Annotated in this window: 11 protein-coding genes; 7 read left to right on the top strand and 4 right to left on the bottom strand. The window is 69.8% G+C overall.

The annotated features are described in order from the left end of the window. The first annotated feature begins 41 nt into the window (after positions 1-41). The 3 genes from VZL07_RS26225 (at position 42) to VZL07_RS26215 (ending at position 4,784) form a co-directional block, all read left to right on the top strand. Complete coding sequence (locus VZL07_RS26225) at positions 42-1,664, top strand: carboxypeptidase-like regulatory domain-containing protein (protein ID WP_426750442.1); 1,623 nt, start codon at positions 42-44, stop codon at positions 1,662-1,664. 13 nt (positions 1,665-1,677) lie between these two features. After that, entirely contained in the window at positions 1,678-2,175 is a 498-nt protein-coding gene (locus VZL07_RS26220; protein ID WP_426750440.1) for a hypothetical protein, read from the top strand. 542 nt (positions 2,176-2,717) lie between these two features. Beyond that, the gene (locus VZL07_RS26215) at positions 2,718-4,784 is read left to right on the top strand and encodes a spermidine synthase (protein WP_426750438.1); all 2,067 of its coding nucleotides are present in this window, start codon (positions 2,718-2,720) and stop codon (positions 4,782-4,784) included. A 137-nt stretch (positions 4,785-4,921) separates the two neighbouring features. Here the strand turns inward: VZL07_RS26215 and VZL07_RS26210 are convergent, their stop codons facing one another. Next, entirely contained in the window at positions 4,922-6,289 is a 1,368-nt protein-coding gene (locus VZL07_RS26210; RefSeq protein WP_426750436.1) for a TAXI family TRAP transporter solute-binding subunit, read from the bottom strand. 763 nt (positions 6,290-7,052) lie between these two features. Between VZL07_RS26210 and VZL07_RS26205 the strand changes: the two genes are divergently transcribed. After that, positions 7,053-7,277: a hypothetical protein gene (locus VZL07_RS26205; protein ID WP_426750434.1), complete on the top strand. Its 225-nt coding sequence runs from the start codon at positions 7,053-7,055 to the stop codon at positions 7,275-7,277. A 51-nt stretch (positions 7,278-7,328) separates the two neighbouring features. Next, the gene (locus tag VZL07_RS26200) at positions 7,329-7,748 is read left to right on the top strand and encodes a hypothetical protein (protein ID WP_426750432.1); all 420 of its coding nucleotides are present in this window, start codon (positions 7,329-7,331) and stop codon (positions 7,746-7,748) included. Positions 7,749-7,824: 76 nt separating this feature from the next. Here VZL07_RS26200 and VZL07_RS26195 read toward each other — a convergent pair whose 3' ends face one another. The 3 genes from VZL07_RS26195 to VZL07_RS26185 all read right to left on the bottom strand — a co-directional run bounded on the left by VZL07_RS26195 (position 7,825) and on the right by VZL07_RS26185 (position 11,409). Then, positions 7,825-8,016: a DNA methyltransferase gene (locus VZL07_RS26195; protein ID WP_426750430.1), complete on the bottom strand. Its 192-nt coding sequence runs from the start codon at positions 8,014-8,016 to the stop codon at positions 7,825-7,827. A 597-nt stretch (positions 8,017-8,613) separates the two neighbouring features. Further along, entirely contained in the window at positions 8,614-9,702 is a 1,089-nt protein-coding gene (gene rsgA, locus VZL07_RS26190; RefSeq protein WP_426750428.1) for a ribosome small subunit-dependent GTPase A, read from the bottom strand. A gap of 219 nt (positions 9,703-9,921) precedes the next feature. Further along, the gene (locus VZL07_RS26185) at positions 9,922-11,409 is read right to left on the bottom strand and encodes a flavin-containing monooxygenase (protein WP_426750427.1); all 1,488 of its coding nucleotides are present in this window, start codon (positions 11,407-11,409) and stop codon (positions 9,922-9,924) included. Between the two features lie 213 nt (positions 11,410-11,622). On the opposite strand from VZL07_RS26185, the gene VZL07_RS26180 reads away from it, so the two are divergent. Beyond that, on the top strand, positions 11,623-12,093 hold the full coding sequence (locus VZL07_RS26180; protein ID WP_426750426.1) for an FBP domain-containing protein: 471 nt from the start codon (positions 11,623-11,625) through the stop codon (positions 12,091-12,093). Positions 12,094-12,149: 56 nt separating this feature from the next. Continuing rightward, positions 12,150-14,453: a hypothetical protein gene (locus VZL07_RS26175; RefSeq protein WP_426750425.1), complete on the top strand. Its 2,304-nt coding sequence runs from the start codon at positions 12,150-12,152 to the stop codon at positions 14,451-14,453. Positions 14,454-15,182 lie beyond the last annotated feature (729 nt).

Genomic DNA, 15,182 nt, shown 5'->3' with positions numbered 1-15,182 from the left:
GCCTGCCCTCGAATGCGCGAGGGCAAGGGGGAAAATACCGAATGGACGTGACGCGCAAATCGACGCGAGGCCTCACCCGCAGGGTGCTGGCACTCGCCTTCACCCTGGCATTGGCACCTGCGTGCTCCGGTGACGACGACGATGGTGGCAATGGTGGTGGCGGCAACGACGCGGGGACGGGAGAGCCGGTCACGCTGAGCGGCACGGTGACGTATGACTTCGTCCCGGCCGTGTACTCCCCCTCCTCGCGCCGGGGCACGCTGGATTTCGCCCGGGTCTCCTCGCGCCCCGTGCGCAACGCGGTGGTCCAGGTGCGGCAGGGAACGCGCGTGGTGGGCAACGGGGTCACCGACGAACAGGGCCACTATTCGCTCACCTACACGCCCTCGGGCACCGGGAACCTGACGGTGGTCGCGCTCGCGAAGACGACCACGCCGGAAATCCAGATCGAGGACAACACCGACAACAACGCCATCTGGGGCGTGGGCAATACCCTCACCGGGTCGGAGACGAGCAAGGACCTTCACGCCACCCATGGCTGGTCCGGCTCCAGCTACACGGCGAGTCGGCGCGTCGCGGCGCCCTTCGCCATCCTCGACAGCATGTACACCGCGTCGCAGGCCTTCCTGGAGGCCCGTCCGGTCGACTTCCCCCTGCTCAAGGTGAACTGGAGCCCGAACAACGTCCCGCAGTCGGGCAGGAAGGAGCTGGGCCAGATTGGCACCTCGCACTTCTCGTTCTCGGAGAACGAAATCTACGTGCTCGGCAGGGAGGGCGTGGACACCGACGAGTTCGACGCCCACGTCATCGTCCACGAGTGGGGGCACTACTTCGAGGCCAACCTGGCGCGCGCGGACAGCCCGGGCGGGCCGCACTCCAGCGGTGACGTCCTCGACCCGCGCCTCGCCTTCGGCGAGGGCTATGGCAACGCGCTCGCCAGCATCATCCTGCCGGAGCCCATCTACGCCGACACGTATTGGGACGGCTCGACGCTGAACGCCTTCGGCTTCGACGCGGAGAGCGAGCCCACGCCCACCACCGATGACCCGAGGCGGGGCTCCTTCTCCGAGATGAGCGTCTTCCGGCTGCTCTACGACCTCCACGACTCCGGCAACAGCGAGGCCCACGACCGCGTGTCGTACGACATCGGCATCCTCTACGACGTCCTGGTGGGGCCGCAGAAGGCGACGCCGGCGCTGACCACCATCGGCTCGTTCATCAACGGGCTCAAGGCCCAGCCCGGCGTCAATGCGGCGGACGTGGACACGCTGCTGGACTTCTACGGCATCGGCTCCATCACCTCGGACTTTGGCGATGGAGACGCCCCGCTGCGGAGCATCTACACCAACGTGACCTACTTCCCGTTCAACGCCGACATCACGCTGCGCGGCGGCACCGACTACAACAAGCGCCAGCAGAACCAGTACTTCGTCTTCAACGGCACGGGCCGGACGATGACCTTCACCGCGAGCCACCCGACGGAGGACGTGGGCATCGAGGTCTACCACCGGGGAGAGGTCATCGGCAGCGCCGACCGGTACCTCTCCGGCACGGAGACCTTCAGCGCGGCCACCCAGGCCGACGAACCCTATGTCCTGGTGCTGGTGGGCTTCTCCGACACCGCCGCCAACTACACCCCCTCCCTCTCCATCACCAGCCAGTGATTCCGGAGCGCACATGAACCTCAAGGCAATCGCAGCCCTGTCCAGCCTCCTCGCGCTCACGGCGCCGGTGGCCTGCACCTCCCAGTCGAAGTCGAACCCCACGCCCGCCGAGAGTGGGGACACCCAGAAGGTCGCTGCCCCCGTTCAGGTGGACGCGAAGGTGGGTGAGAACCAGGCCCATATCGTCCTCCGCTTCGACGCCCCGGCGACCGACGTCCAGGTCAACATCAGCGGCGTGGACGGCCTGAAGGTGACGAGCGTGCCCACCCCGGTGACGGGCAGCTTCACCGAGGACTCCGTGTCCGAGTTCGACGTGAGCTTCACTCCGGGTGCAGGCCGCTCGCTCCTGGTGGTCACCGTCACGGGCGTCTTCCGGGGCACGCACCTGTCGAAGGTGTCCAGCTTCAACGTCGGCACGCCCACGGCCGAGCAGCAGAAGGCCGCGGGCACCACGGTGACGGGCGACGACGGGCAGCCCATCAAGGTGCTCCCCTCGGCCGACGCCGAGTAGCCACGGCAGCGGGCCGGCGCCCGGGAAACCGGGCCCGGCACGCGGCCAACCCCAGAAAAACACAGCGGGGAGCGCGCCCCCCGACGCACTCCCCGCCGCGTGAGCCACTCTGACGAGAGCTCCAGAAAAAACACTGGGAGCACGCCCCCTCGACGTGCTCCCAATGACTGCGCGCCCCGACTGAGGTGCGCCCTCGCCCTCCAGAAGCAACAGCCCCCCCGGGCTTGCTTCCTCCCCGTCCCCACTTCGAAATTCAAAACGCGCGGCGCCGAAAACCTTGAGGCAGGCCCTGCGTTTTTTTCGAGGCGCCTGGAGCCGCGCCTCACCCACAAGGCCCCACACGCACGATGCGTATGGGCCACGGCTCGCGCCACGGCCCCTCGACCGGCTCGGACGCGTGGCCACGCCGGGCCTGGCGCGGCCGACGGGCCGATGGTCTCCGAGGTGGAAGCGGGTTGACTCCCGGCCAGACGATGACGACTGCCCCTGAGAATCCACAAGCCGGAGTGGCTCCGCTGGCCGCCCCCTCCCCGAAGTCATCGATGCACGCCTACACCGGGGCGCTGTTCCACCTGTGGGTCTTCCTCGGCTCCTTCCTGCTGTTCCAGGTGGAGCTCATCGTCGCGCGCCTGCTGCTGCCCTCGTATGGAAGCAGCGCGGCCATCTGGACGACCTGCATGGTCTTCTACCAGGCGGTCCTGATGCTCGGGTACTTCTACTCGAGCCGCGTCGCGCTGGCGGCCCACCAGGGCCGCTATCGCTGGACGCACGTGTTCTTCGTGCTGCTCGCCGCGGCCGTGTTCCCGTTCCGGCTGCACCCGTTCGAGCTGCATCCCATCGCGGCCATCCTGCTCACGCTGACCTTCTCCCTGGGCTTGCCCTTCCTCGCGCTGTCGACGACCAGCGTCGTGGCCCAGGGCTGGTTCACGCGGACGGACCACCCCTCGCGAAGCGACCCCTTCTTCCTCTACGGCACGTCGAACGCGGGGGCGCTCTCGGCGATGCTCACCTTCCCCTTCCTGGTAGAGCCAGCGCTCGACCTGAAGCAGCAGCTGCTGTGCTGGTACCTGGGCTACGGCGCCTTCACCGTCCTGGCGCTGCTCTGCATCCAGCGGGTCCACCCGGCCCTCGCGGACGGAGCCCCGCGCGCCCCCGCGGATGTCCAGGCGGCGTCCGCGCCCCGTGCCCCGCTCGCGTCGCGCGTCACGTGGCTGCTGCTGTCCGCGAGCGCCAATGCGCTGCTGCTCGCCGTCACCAACGTCCTCACGCTGGACGCGTCCATCCCCCTGCTCTGGATTCTCCCCCTCTCGCTGTATCTGCTCACGCTCATCGTCTGCTTCTCGAAGCGGCCCCCAACGCCCAGGGGCCTGCACCGGCTCGCCCTGGGGAGCCTCATCGTCGCCGCGGGCGCGGCCCTCTTCGCCCTGGCCCGCGCCCAGACGTCCCTGCCGTCACTGGTGCTGCACAGCGCGGTGCTGTGGGTCGGCTGCTTGTTGATGCACGGCAACCTCGTCTGGTGCCGCCCGGGCGACCCTCGCCATCTGGGCTCGTTCTACTTCCACGTCTCCCTGGGCGGGCTGATTGGCACCCTGCTGCTGGCCCTCGTCGTTCCCCTGACGCTGGGCGCGCTGGCCCTCCCCTATCTGGACCATGGCCTCACGGGACTGCTGCTGCTGGGAGGACTGGCGGCGCGGGACGCGATGCGCCGGGGCCAGGGGCTGCCGGTGTCCAGGGTCGCGCCGTACTTCTCGGCGGGCGCCGCGCTGTTCGTCATCGCGGTGCTCGCGCTCTCCGGGTGGATGCTCTCTCGTGGGCGGATTGAGGGCTCGCGCACCTTCTACGGGCTCTACACCGTCAAGGACGCGGAGGGCCTGCGGCTGTTCCAGCACGGCAGCACCGTGCATGGCGTGGAGAACCTCCATCCGGATGAGCGCGGAGAGCCGCTCTCGTACTACCACCGGGGCTCCGCCGTGGGGCGGGTGCTGTCATCGGACAGCATCGTGCGTGAACGCGTCGCCGTCGTAGGGCTCGGCATCGGCAGCCTCGCGGCCTATGGCCGCCCCGGCGAGCACTGGGACTTCTACGAGCTGGACCCGGAGGTGGAGCGGCTCGCGCGCCAGCACTTCAGCGTGCTCGGCGCGAGCCCAGCGGACATCCGCGTCCTCGCCGGAGACGCGCGCCTGCGTCTGGAGGAGGCCGAGGATGGCCACTACGACGTCATCGTCCTCGACGCCTTCTCCAGCGACTTCGTTCCAACGCACCTGCTGACCCGGGAGGCGCTGGCCCTCTACCTCCAGAAGCTCCGCCCCGACGGGCTCATGCTCTTCCATGTCTCGAGCCGGCTCTTCGACCTCGTCCCCGTCCTCACCCGCTTGAGCGCGGAGCTGCGGGTCCAGGGGCTCGTGAGCCAGACCGAGCGCCTCACCCCCGAGGAGCTGGCGTCGGGCCGCTCACCCAGCGTCTGGTTCGCCATGAGCCCGGCTCCGGACGTCGTCGCGCACCTCACTCGAGAGCTGCCCTTCCGGCAGGTGCAAGCACCTCCCGATGTCCTGGACCGGCGCGTCTGGACCGACAGCTACGTCAACCTCCTGCACGCGCTCGCGAACTGACGGGCGGGGCGGCCAGGGCCCAGGAGCGGCGACCTGCGAGGCCCTGACGCCGCACCGGACAGGCACGGCAGCCAGGGCCCAGGAGCGGCGACCTGCGAGGCCCTGACGCCGCACCGGAGGAATGGCGGGGCGCGTGGCTACGCCGTCTTCTCCGCCGTCAACATGGCCGCGGGGACGGTGTCGCCCGAGTCGGCGATGCGCCGGATGAGCCGGCGGCGGACCACGTCGACGTGCTCACGGAAGAAGTAGAGGTTCTCCGCGTAGGCGAGGGGCATGGGGATGCGGTTCACCTCGCGCTCCGCCTCGTCGAGCCGCCGCAGCATGTCGTCGAGCATCTCCCGGGCCGGGCTCTCCTCGAGCTGGAGCTCGATCTCCTTCAGCCGCGCGTACCAGCGGAAGATGCGCGAGCGCACCCGCCACTGGTACAGCGCCGGCGCCACGCGCCCCAGCGGCACCAGGACGGCGATGAAGGGCACCAGCATCACCCACAGCCGGTCCACCAGGTTGGCCGCCCAGAACGGCAGGTAGCGGTGCAGGAGCGGGACGCCGGACTCGTAGTAGCGGCGCGCCTCGCTGCTGAGCGGGAAGCCCGCCTCCAGCGCGGCGGGGAACTCGCCCGTGCGGTCCAGAATGCCCGCCTTGCCATGCACCTCGCTGGCGGCGCGCATCAGCAGGTACGCCAGCGCCGGGTGGAGCGAGTCCGTCGCCACCAGGTTCGCGGTGGGGGACAGGAGCATCACGTCGTGGTCCGGAACATCCGCGCCCAGGTCGAAGACGCCGCGCGGCAGCAGCTGCTTGGACAGGAACGGGAAGCGGCGGACATAGGCCTCCGCGCGCGAGAAGCTGAGGACCTGCACGTCCGGCACGCCCGCCAGCCGCTGGATGGGCGGAGACTCCGCCGGGGATACGATGAAGACCGCGTCGACCTTGCCCTGTTTGAGCAACTCGATGCCCTCGTCGCGCCCCAAGGTGAGCAACTCCGTGGGCGCGGCGCCCACGCGGTTGGCCGCCAGCAGCTTCATGGCCAGCTCCCGCGTGCCGCTCTCCTCGGGGCCCACGACGATGCGCTTGCCCTGGAGCTCATTCAGATCGCGCAGCGGTTCTCCCCGATAGAAGACCCACAGCGGGATATAGGAGAGGCTCCCCAGCGAGACGACGTGGGGGGCCTTCGTGGCGTCGGACGTACCGCTCTGCACGAAGGCAACGTCCACGCCCGAGCCCGCGTCTTCCAGCAGCTTGATGCTGGTGAGCGAACCCTCCGTCGGCCGGATTTCCACCGTGACGCCGTGCTTGGCGAGGTACTCCTGATACTTGCGCGCGAAGTACCGGAAGCCGCCCTCGTCTCCCGCCGCGGCGATGACGAGCGTCTTCGGCGGCGCGGGCTTGACGAAGTAGAACGTGACGGCGAACGCGATGCTGACGATGACGGCCGCGGGGCCCACCGTCAGCCAGAGGTCCCACCGCAACGTTCGGCGCAGCTGGGCCTTGAACGAATCCTTCTTCATGATGGGCGCGGAGTATAGACGCGGCGCCCGTCTGAAGACGGCGCCCGGCCGCAAGCTCCACGGCCGGGGAGTCGAGAGGCGGTCATTCCCCCCGCTTCCTCCAGGGCGGCGCCACCAAGAAAGGCCGGCTCCCTCCGCAACGGTCTTCACTCCGGCGGGGTTGTTCTCACGGCGCTGGCGTCCGGCGCCATCCGTGCGGGAGGGCGGCCCTCCCTCCCGCGCGGGCGCCGTTGCCCGGGCCCTGCCGGCCCGGCCTGGTTCCCCTTGGGCGCAAATCCTCCCAAAGCGGCAAGCCGAATTGTCATGACTTGGAGATTTCCCTATATGGGCTCTAATTCACGATTTAGGGCAGGGGGGCCATGTCAGCAGTTCGGCTGGGACGCGTCGCGGCGTTCAGCGTGGCCATTGGCTGTGCCGGGGCGCCTGAACCGAGTGGCACGAAGGACTATTGGCGCTCAGGCCCTCACGTCCACGTGCGGGGCCCCTGGGCAGCCGTCACCCCGTCGTCCGACGTTGACGAGGTCATCGACCAACTCTGTCCTGCCGTCATGCAACTGCCGCGCGCGATGGAGCGCGACTATGGGCAAGAGTACTGCGGCGCCATCTACTCGCTGGGAGACGGCATCTACCACGCCAGCATGCCCTCACCTCTGGGCGAGCCCGAACCGGTTGGCCCCTCGAAGAGGAAGAAGTGCATCCCACCTCGTTACGTCGCCGATTCCAGAGGGCGGGCGATAGTGCTCGCGGACTTCCACAGCCACCCGTGGGCCCCTCGCCACTGTCGCTCGTGGACCGGCTTGCCGAGACGCAAATCTGGACCATCCGCATCCAGTTCGACCGCGCCTGCACTATCACCAAGCTCGTGCCGAATCTCGGCAGCGAACAACCCGGAGAGGTCTACCTCCGACAACGCAAGCACTGGAAGCTGGTGGGCATCATCAAGCACGAGAACAAGGCCCTCGGGCTCGTCACTACGGTGGATGACTGAAGGCTGAGCGTGTCGATGCACATCCGAAATCGTGGCCCGCACGGAGGCCCCATGAAGCGCGTTCTGCTCCCCCTTCTTTGCGTGCTGCCCGCATGCGCCCTGTTCCAACGGCCGCCGCGCCCGGTGCATGCGCCGCCGGAAGAGGCTGCCGCCTTCGCAATCCCGCTCGCGATGCCAACCGAGGGGCTGCAAGTCATCAGCGGCACCACCCTGCGCGCCATCCAGCTCGCCATGGAGGACTACCTTCCTTGGGACCGGAAGCTGCCCAAGGACGCCACACCGCTCTATGAGTGCCTCAACCGCCGCGAGTCCTACGAGGTCGCAACAGCGCCGGCCTCCCCCGGGGTTGTGCTCGTCAGCATCATCCCGAACCCGAAAAAGTGCGACATCGGCACGGCGCCCACCCTGGAGGGAGGCGCCACCTATGCGGTTGACGTGAACGCCTGGCGCATCCTCGCGGTGCAGGAGTAGTCGCGCAAGGAGTCGCCGCCGGGGATGCCGGCATGGCCCGGCGGGGCAGCCGCGCGCAGCCGCCCCACCGGATGCGTCACGCAGCCTCGCCCAGGCCCTCGCGCTGGGCTTGCTCCAACCGCCGGGGCGCGGCCTCGCAGTAGCGCTCCTCGAGATCCGCGCCCACCGCGCGCCGGCCGAGCAGCTGCGCGGCGACGAGGGTGGCGCCCGTGCCCGCGAACGGGTCCAGCACCAGGCCGCCCTCCGGGCACGAGCGATCAGCAGGCACTGCAGCGCTACGGGCTTCTCCCTCGGGTGCGTCCGCTGCTGGGGCGGCACCGGCTCGTAGCCTGCGAGGACGGCGCCCATGCGCTTGCCCACCAGCGGCCGGCGCTTCGGCCCGGCCGCATGGAGCACCACCTCGTAGTCCGGGGCGTAGGAGGCCGTGCAGTCGCCCATGCCGCCACGGTTCTTCCACCACACCAAGGCCCCCTTGATGCGCAGGTGGGCGCTCACCGCGTCGTAGAAGTCCGGCCAGCTCTCCCAGTGGAAATACACGCAGGCGTGGGCGTCAGGGGCCAGTGCCGTGCTCGGCGCGGAGAGCGCCTGGCGCAGCACCCGCATGCCCTGACGGGAGCCATCACGTCGGGGAACTCCTCGGCCTCCTCGCCAAAGGAGGACCGTCTCGGTTGGTTTCACCGAGGAGCTTCCCTATTTCCCGCTCGTCCCTCCTCGCCATCTGCACACTTATAGGGACACGACCAGCGCAAGCGTGGCCGGCCCGCGAAGCTCCACGGGCCAGCCACTTCGCTGACGTATGCCATCCAGACGGAGGTGGTGGCGCAGATTCGCCGGGGCGCCACCCGCCTCCCGTCTTTACCGGACTTCAGTCGCGGCGGCGCTTGGAGCGCGTGGCCTCCCACCCCATCAGCGTCCGGCTCCGGTCAAACCGCCGCTGGTCGCGCTCGGCGGACACGCTCGACTGACGTGCATGGAATGCCTGCTCGCGCTGCAGCCGCTCATAGCTGGCCAGCCGCTCCTGAGAGAGCACTCCGGACGCGACGGCGGCACGCACCGCGCAGCCCGGCTCACGCTGGTGCTGGCAGTCGGAGAACCGACAGTCCGCGGCCAGCTCGAGGATGTCCGAGAACGTCTGCTGGATGCCCTCGTCCTCGCCGCCCAGGAGCCCCAGCTCGCGCATACCGGGCCCGTCGATGAGCAGCCCTCCTCCCGGGAGCACGAAGAGCTCCCGATGCGTGGTGGTGTGGCGCCCCTTGTCGTCCTCCGCGCGCACGGCCTGGGTGACCAGCCGCGCCTCGCCCAGGAGCCGGTTGACCAGCGTGGACTTGCCCACGCCGGAGGAGCCGACCAGCGCCCCCGTCTTCCCGGCGGGGAGGCACGCGTACAGCGCTTCGAGGCCCTCGCCCGTCCACGCGCTCAGCGCGAGCACCGGGACGCCCGGCGCCAGGTCCTCCACCTCGGCGACGAGCGAGGCCGCGTCGGGGTGGAGGTCCGCCTTGGTCAGCACCACCACGGGCGAGGCGCCGCTGCTCCAGGCCAGGGCCAGCGCGCGCTCGATGCGGCGGGGGTTGAAGTTGCCGTCCAGGCCCGCGGCGAGGAAGACGACATCGAGGTTGGCGGCGATGAGCTGGCCGTCGCGCTCGCTGCCGGCCTCGCGCCGGGCGAGCACGCTCTGGCGTGGCAACACCGCGTGGATGAGCGCCTCGCCCTCCCCGTCGGGGAGCTGCAGCGCCACCCAGTCGCCGACGGTGGGCAGAGCCTCGGCGCTGGGCGCTTGATGGAGGAGCCGTCCGGCGGTGCGCGCGAGCAGGGCGCGCGACTGGGTCTGGACGGTGAGCAGGCCTCGCTGCTGGCGCACGACGCGGCCAGGCACGAGGGGAAGCGTGGACTGCGAGGCGAGGGACGTGAAGGCGTGGATGAAGGCTGGACCCCAGCCGAGGGACTCGAGCGACATGGTTGAAGGACTCCGGACACAACGGTGCCAGTGGCGCACCTGGTTCTTCAGGGCACCCCGAGGAGCACGGCACCGCGCTGTGCGGGACCTTCGTGGCCGGCTAGGCGGCCTGCGCCCCCGAGGCGAACAGGATTTCCACCGCGGCAAGCACAAGGGGCGTATCCACAAAGCCTCCAGAGGGTCGAAGGGCGGTGTCCATCACCGCCCGGCACGGCATTTCTACCCCGCCTCGGGCCGGCGGGGAATGGCCACGTAGTCGGAAGGTTCGAAGTACGCCACGCGGCGGCGGAACGACAGCGTGGAGCCCGGCCACAGGGTGGAGTTGCGGCCGGTGGCATCCTGGTACCAGCTCACACAGCCCCCGGTGGCCCACACGGTGCCGGCCATCCGGGCGTCGAGCTGCTGGACATACCGGGCCTGGGCCTCGGCCCATGGCTCCACCGCCGCCAGCCCACGGCCCTCCACATAGCGGAGCGCGCCGAGCACGTGCTCCATCTGGCTCTCCATCATCAGGATGACCGACGTGTGGCCCAGCCCGGTGTTCGGCCCCAGGAGCATGAAGAGGTTGGGAAACCCGTTCACCGTGGTCCCCAGGTGCGCCTTCATCGAGCCAGCCCAGGCCTGGGCGAGCGTGCGCCCGCCGCGTCCCCGGATGTGGTGGACAATGGGCATGTCCGTCACGCGGAACCCCGTGCCGAGGATGATGGCGTCCACCGGATGCACGTGGCCGTCCTGGGTGACGATGGCGTGCTCGCGCACCTCCCGGATGCCCGAGGTGAGGACCTCCACGTTCTCCCGCGCGAGGGCCGGGAAGTAGTCATCCGAACGGAGGATGCGCTTGCAGCCCATGACGTACCGGGGCGTGAGCTTCTCGCGCAGGGCGGGGTCCGCCACGGAGCGGCGCAGGTGCCGCAGCGCCTGGCGCTGGGCGAGCCGCAGGAACCACGGGTTCAAGAACCCGAACACCGAGGCCTCCCGCACCACGTAGAGGGCTCCGCGCAGCAGCGACCGTGCTCCCGGCACCCATCGGAAGAGCCACCGGGCCAGGGGCCCCAGGGCGTAGTCCTTCCGCGGCAACACCCACGCCGGCGTGCGCTGGAAGAGCAGCAATCGCTGAACCTGGGGTTGGATGCTCGGAACGACCTGGATGGCGGAGGCCCCGGTCCCGATGACGGCCACCCGCTTTCCCGCCAGCGCGTAGTCGGCATCCCACCGCGCCGAGTGCATCACCTTGCCCTGGAATGAGGCCAGCCCAGGCAGGTCCGGCACGGCGGGCTCGCTCAGCCCGCCCACGGCGGTGATGAGCATGTCCGCGGTGTAGCGCCCCGCGGACGTCTGGAGGCGCCAACGCTGCGCGCGCTCGTCCCAGGCCGCCTCGACGAGCGCATGTCCGAAGCGCAGGTGGGGCGCCAGGCCGAAGCGGTCGGCACAGGCACGCAGGTAGGCCTGAATCTCCGGCTGGGGCGAGTAGGCACGGGACCAGTCGGGATTGGGCGCGAACGAGAACGAGTAGAGGTGGGACGGGACGTCACACGCGCACCCGGGATACGTGTTGTCGCGCCAGACGCCTCCGAGCGAGCCCGCCCGCTCGAAGACGAGGAAATCCTCGATGCCCTCCTGCTTGAGGCGGATGGCCATTCCCAGGCCACCAAAGCCGCTGCCCACGATGGCGATACGCACGTGAGGAGGCTGCTGCGGACGCGTCACGGGACTCTCCCTCACCCCGATGCAACAGGGGCCCTGGACGCCCGTGTCCCAGGTGCCCGGGCGCGCTGGCTCACCCACCGTGCAATCGTGCCGCACCGGGTCGACGCGTGGAAGCCGCTCCGTGCAACCGGCCGGGCACTTGCTTCGCAGGTGGGTTCAGGTGGAATCGGCGCTGCGTGGCTGTTAGGGGCACACGTTCGCCAAGGAGCAGCCGTGTTCCGATTCGAAAACGACCGGGCGCTCATCGAGTCCTTCCGCCCGAGAGACCGTCGCGTCATCGAGATGCCCGAGGGCATCACCTTCCCGCTCTTCGTGCGCGACTACCTCGCCTGGACGGAGACGTCCGGCGCACGCGTGTACCTCATCTTCTCCGCGCCGGGCAGTCGCAGGCCCATTGGCATCATCTTCCGCCGCGACTCCCTGGGCGGCGAGCCCGTCACCCGCATGTGCGAGTGGTGCCACACCTCGGGCTCGGCCCATGAGGTGTGCCTGCTCACCACAGCCGTGGACAACAAGCGGCGCGTGGGGGTGAACCTTTGCGCCGACCTGCGGTGCAAGGAGAAGCTGGAGGACGCGGCCGACCGCGCGGGCCGGCACCCGCTCGAGTTTCTTGGAAAGCTCAATGAGCGAATGTTCCGGTTCGCTCATGAGGCCCTGGGCATCGAGGCACAGCCCGCCGCCTGATACACGAGGGCAATCGGGCTTGACCGAGGCGACATCCTTCGCTCTTTAGCGAAGTGATGCGCCCTGTCCGCCTCCTCGTCCTCACTTCGTTGCTGGCCTCGGGGCTCGCCGCCGCCGCTCCCGTCGTGCAAGTGCCGGAAGGCGGCAGGCCCGTCGAGGTGCTGACCCAGGGGGTCATCTGCGGACCGGTCCGCAACGGCTGGAGCCTGGGCCCGGATGCGCGCTCCATCCACCCGCCCGGCAGGCCGGACGAGAGCGCGCGAACGCTGGACCTCAAGGTCGCGGATACGCCCGCGCAGTGCGCGACGAGTGAGAAGACCGTCACTGTGATTGCCACCGGCCCGCTGCCTCGCATCGACGCGTCGGGCACCTCGTTCTATCCGGACGAAGGCCGGCTGGAGCTGCGGGGCGTGGGGCTCCTGAACGTGGGCGTCGCCTGGTCCGGCCAGCCGCGCGGCGAGCCGGCGCGCCCGCTCATGGAGGGCCAGGACATCTGTCTTTCGCCCTCCAAGCCCAAGGGCCTCGCGGACTGCGCGGTCCCCGTGCCGCAGGGACTGCCCACCGACACCGCGCTCTACTGGATTCCGCCGTACGGCCGAACCGGCCCGGAGGTGAAGACCTACGACGCCAACGGCAACCTGGTGAACCCCGAGTCGCTCCGCATCCGGCCCGGCCGCACCATCCTCACCGAACCCCTGGTGCTGTCCAACGGCATCGACGTGTCCCGGGGCCCCGGCAGCGTCCCCGTCAGCCACTCCGAGGCGATTGCGACCGCCGACTGCGGCATCGCCCGCTGCGAGCCCGACGAAGGCTTCATCTCCGTCCGCAACGTCCCGGGCGTGGACGCGACCGTCACGCTGCGCGCGCGCCTGGTGCCCCGCGTCTTCTTCTCCCGGGGCGACGTGCTGGACCAGGTCATCACCACCACGCTGTCCGTGCTGGCCTGCCCGCTCACGCCCGTGGAGGGCTCGGTGTTGCGCGGCGCCGAGAACTCCGCGCTCGTGGTCCGGCTCGATCCTGTCTGCGCGCATGACCCGCGCACCCTGCTGTGGACGGTCAACGGCGTGCGCGTCCGCGTGGAGCGCGTGGTGAAGCTGGCGGAGGGCACCTATGTGCTGCTGCGCACCGGCGGCACCTCCGACCAGCAGGTGACCATCACCGCGCTGACCTCCCGGCAGGATGGAACGGTGGTGGCGTCGGAGACGGCGAAGACGCTGCCCCTCCCCGTTCCTCGCGCCAGCCTCGAGCTCCCGGGGCATGGCTCCATCGACTTCATCCCCACCAACCGGCCCGCGGAGGTGGAAATGGCGTCCAACGCGGGCCTGGGGCGCTTCGTGCTGGAGCCGCTCCCCGGCGCGTACAGCGTCACGATGCGCGAGTCGGCCACCTTCATCCAGGGTGAGGCCGCCCCTGGCGCATTCGTGGCGCTGCGCTTCGGCTACCGGCTCCCCACGCTGCCGGCGGAGCTGGCCACCACCGACCTGGTGCTGGTGGACGAGCGCTTCCAGCGGGTGGTGCGCGAGGCGAGCGTGCCCACGCGCATCGAGAACCTGGTGGAGTTCGTCTGCGCGGACGCGGAGGGCAAGGACCAGCAGTTGGAGCCCAGCCGGCCCCACCGGATTCCCTATGCGATGCGCAACACGTGCCGCGTCATCGTGCACCGGGAACGCCTGAAGCCCGAGGAGGGCAATCAGGAGGTCGTCCTCCGCATCAGCGTCACCCGGCCGGATGGCTCGGTGCGCGGCGAGAGCAACGTCGAGCAGCGCATGTTCCTGCGTCCGCAAGGAGACCAGCGCGACATTCCCGTCCCGGGCAACCTCGGGCAGTACGACCGCATCACCGTCCAGGTGTCCCATGTGGCGGACGAGTCGCGCTACGCGTTGAGCACCACGGACCGCACGGGCCTGCCCTCCGCGCAGTGGACCGCCATCGTCACCGGCGGCCTCTTCCGGCTCTACACCACGGCCGCCATCCCCGCCGGTCTCTACCGCGCAACCGAGCCCACCGGGCAGCTGGCCATCAACTTCGGTGTCGTGTCGCGTCTGGCCCTGCTGAACAACGAAGGGCAGGAGCGGCTGCTGGGTATCGAGGCGGGATTGATGGGACTGGGGCTCGTGCCGCAGTCGGGTGACATCCAGTTCCCGCCCACGCTCGCGGTGGTCCTGGGCCTGGGTCTGCGTGTGCCGATCGGCCCCGGCGCCGCCGTGGGCGCGCAAGCCTGGTTGGCCTACGAGTTCCGCGGCGACATCCGGCGCCGCACGGGAGGCGACCCCGCGCTGGACCCCGTCGTGCCGTCGAGCAAGTGGTCCTTCATCTTCGGACCGAGCATCTCTGTCGGTAACGTGGGCTTCAATCTCTGAGCGCCATGACGCCGTGGAATGACGGCGCCGCACGGTGTTGAGGCGAACCGGTCCTCGCGAATGAGCTCCTCCGCTGAGGACCGGCTCCCACTCTCCCATCCCACACGCCCGAGCCGTCCGACTGAAACGGGCTGTACAGCCCCGTTTTGATTCGTCACGCCCGCCCTACCCGCCGCCCGTACCACTCCGTCCTGCTGCGCTGCGTGCTGCCCCGTCCTACCCGCCGCCCTGTGCTGCTGTGCTGCGTGCTGCCCTGTCCTGCTCGTACTGCCCCGTCCTACCCGCCGCCCTGTGCTGCTGTGCTGCGTGCTGCCCTGTCCTGCTCGTACTGCCCCATCCTCCCCGCCGCCCTGTGCTTCGCTGCTGCGTGCTGCCCCGTCCTGCTGCTTGCTGCGTACTGCCCCGTCCTGCCCGCCGCCCTGTGCTTCGCTGCTGCGTGCTGCCCCGTCCTGCTCGTACTGCCCCATCCTCCCCGCCGCCCGTACTGCCCAGCTCCACTCGGCCCTGCGAACTGCCCCGTCCTGCCCTGTACCGCCTGCTGCCCTTTACTGCCCCCGTCCTGCCCGCCGCCCGGCACTTCCCCGTATCACCCCGTCCTACAGTGCTGCGCACTGCTCCGCCCGACCCGCCGCCCGTACTGCCCCGTACCACCCTGCCCTACGGTGCTGCGTACTGCCTCGCCCGACCCGCCGCCCTGCACTGCCCCGTTCCACCCCATCCTGCGTTGCT

The organism is Pseudomyxococcus flavus, from assembly GCF_050038885.1.
Taxonomy (GTDB): Bacteria; Myxococcota; Myxococcia; order Myxococcales; family Myxococcaceae; genus Myxococcus; species Myxococcus flavus.
This window is presented reverse-complemented; position numbering and strand designations above follow the sequence as displayed.

Coding starts and splice junctions, on each gene's coding strand:
- VZL07_RS26175 (WP_426750425.1), top strand. CDS start 12,150: ATGCGCCCTGTCCGCCTCCTCGTCCTCACTTCGTTGCTGGCCTCGGGG.
- VZL07_RS26220 (WP_426750440.1), top strand. CDS start 1,678: ATGAACCTCAAGGCAATCGCAGCCCTGTCCAGCCTCCTCGCGCTCACG.
- VZL07_RS26200 (WP_426750432.1), top strand. CDS start 7,329: ATGAAGCGCGTTCTGCTCCCCCTTCTTTGCGTGCTGCCCGCATGCGCC.
- VZL07_RS26225 (WP_426750442.1), top strand. CDS start 42: ATGGACGTGACGCGCAAATCGACGCGAGGCCTCACCCGCAGGGTGCTG.
- rsgA (WP_426750428.1), bottom strand. CDS start 9,702: ATGTCGCTCGAGTCCCTCGGCTGGGGTCCAGCCTTCATCCACGCCTTC.
- VZL07_RS26210 (WP_426750436.1), bottom strand. CDS start 6,289: ATGAAGAAGGATTCGTTCAAGGCCCAGCTGCGCCGAACGTTGCGGTGG.
- VZL07_RS26215 (WP_426750438.1), top strand. CDS start 2,718: ATGCACGCCTACACCGGGGCGCTGTTCCACCTGTGGGTCTTCCTCGGC.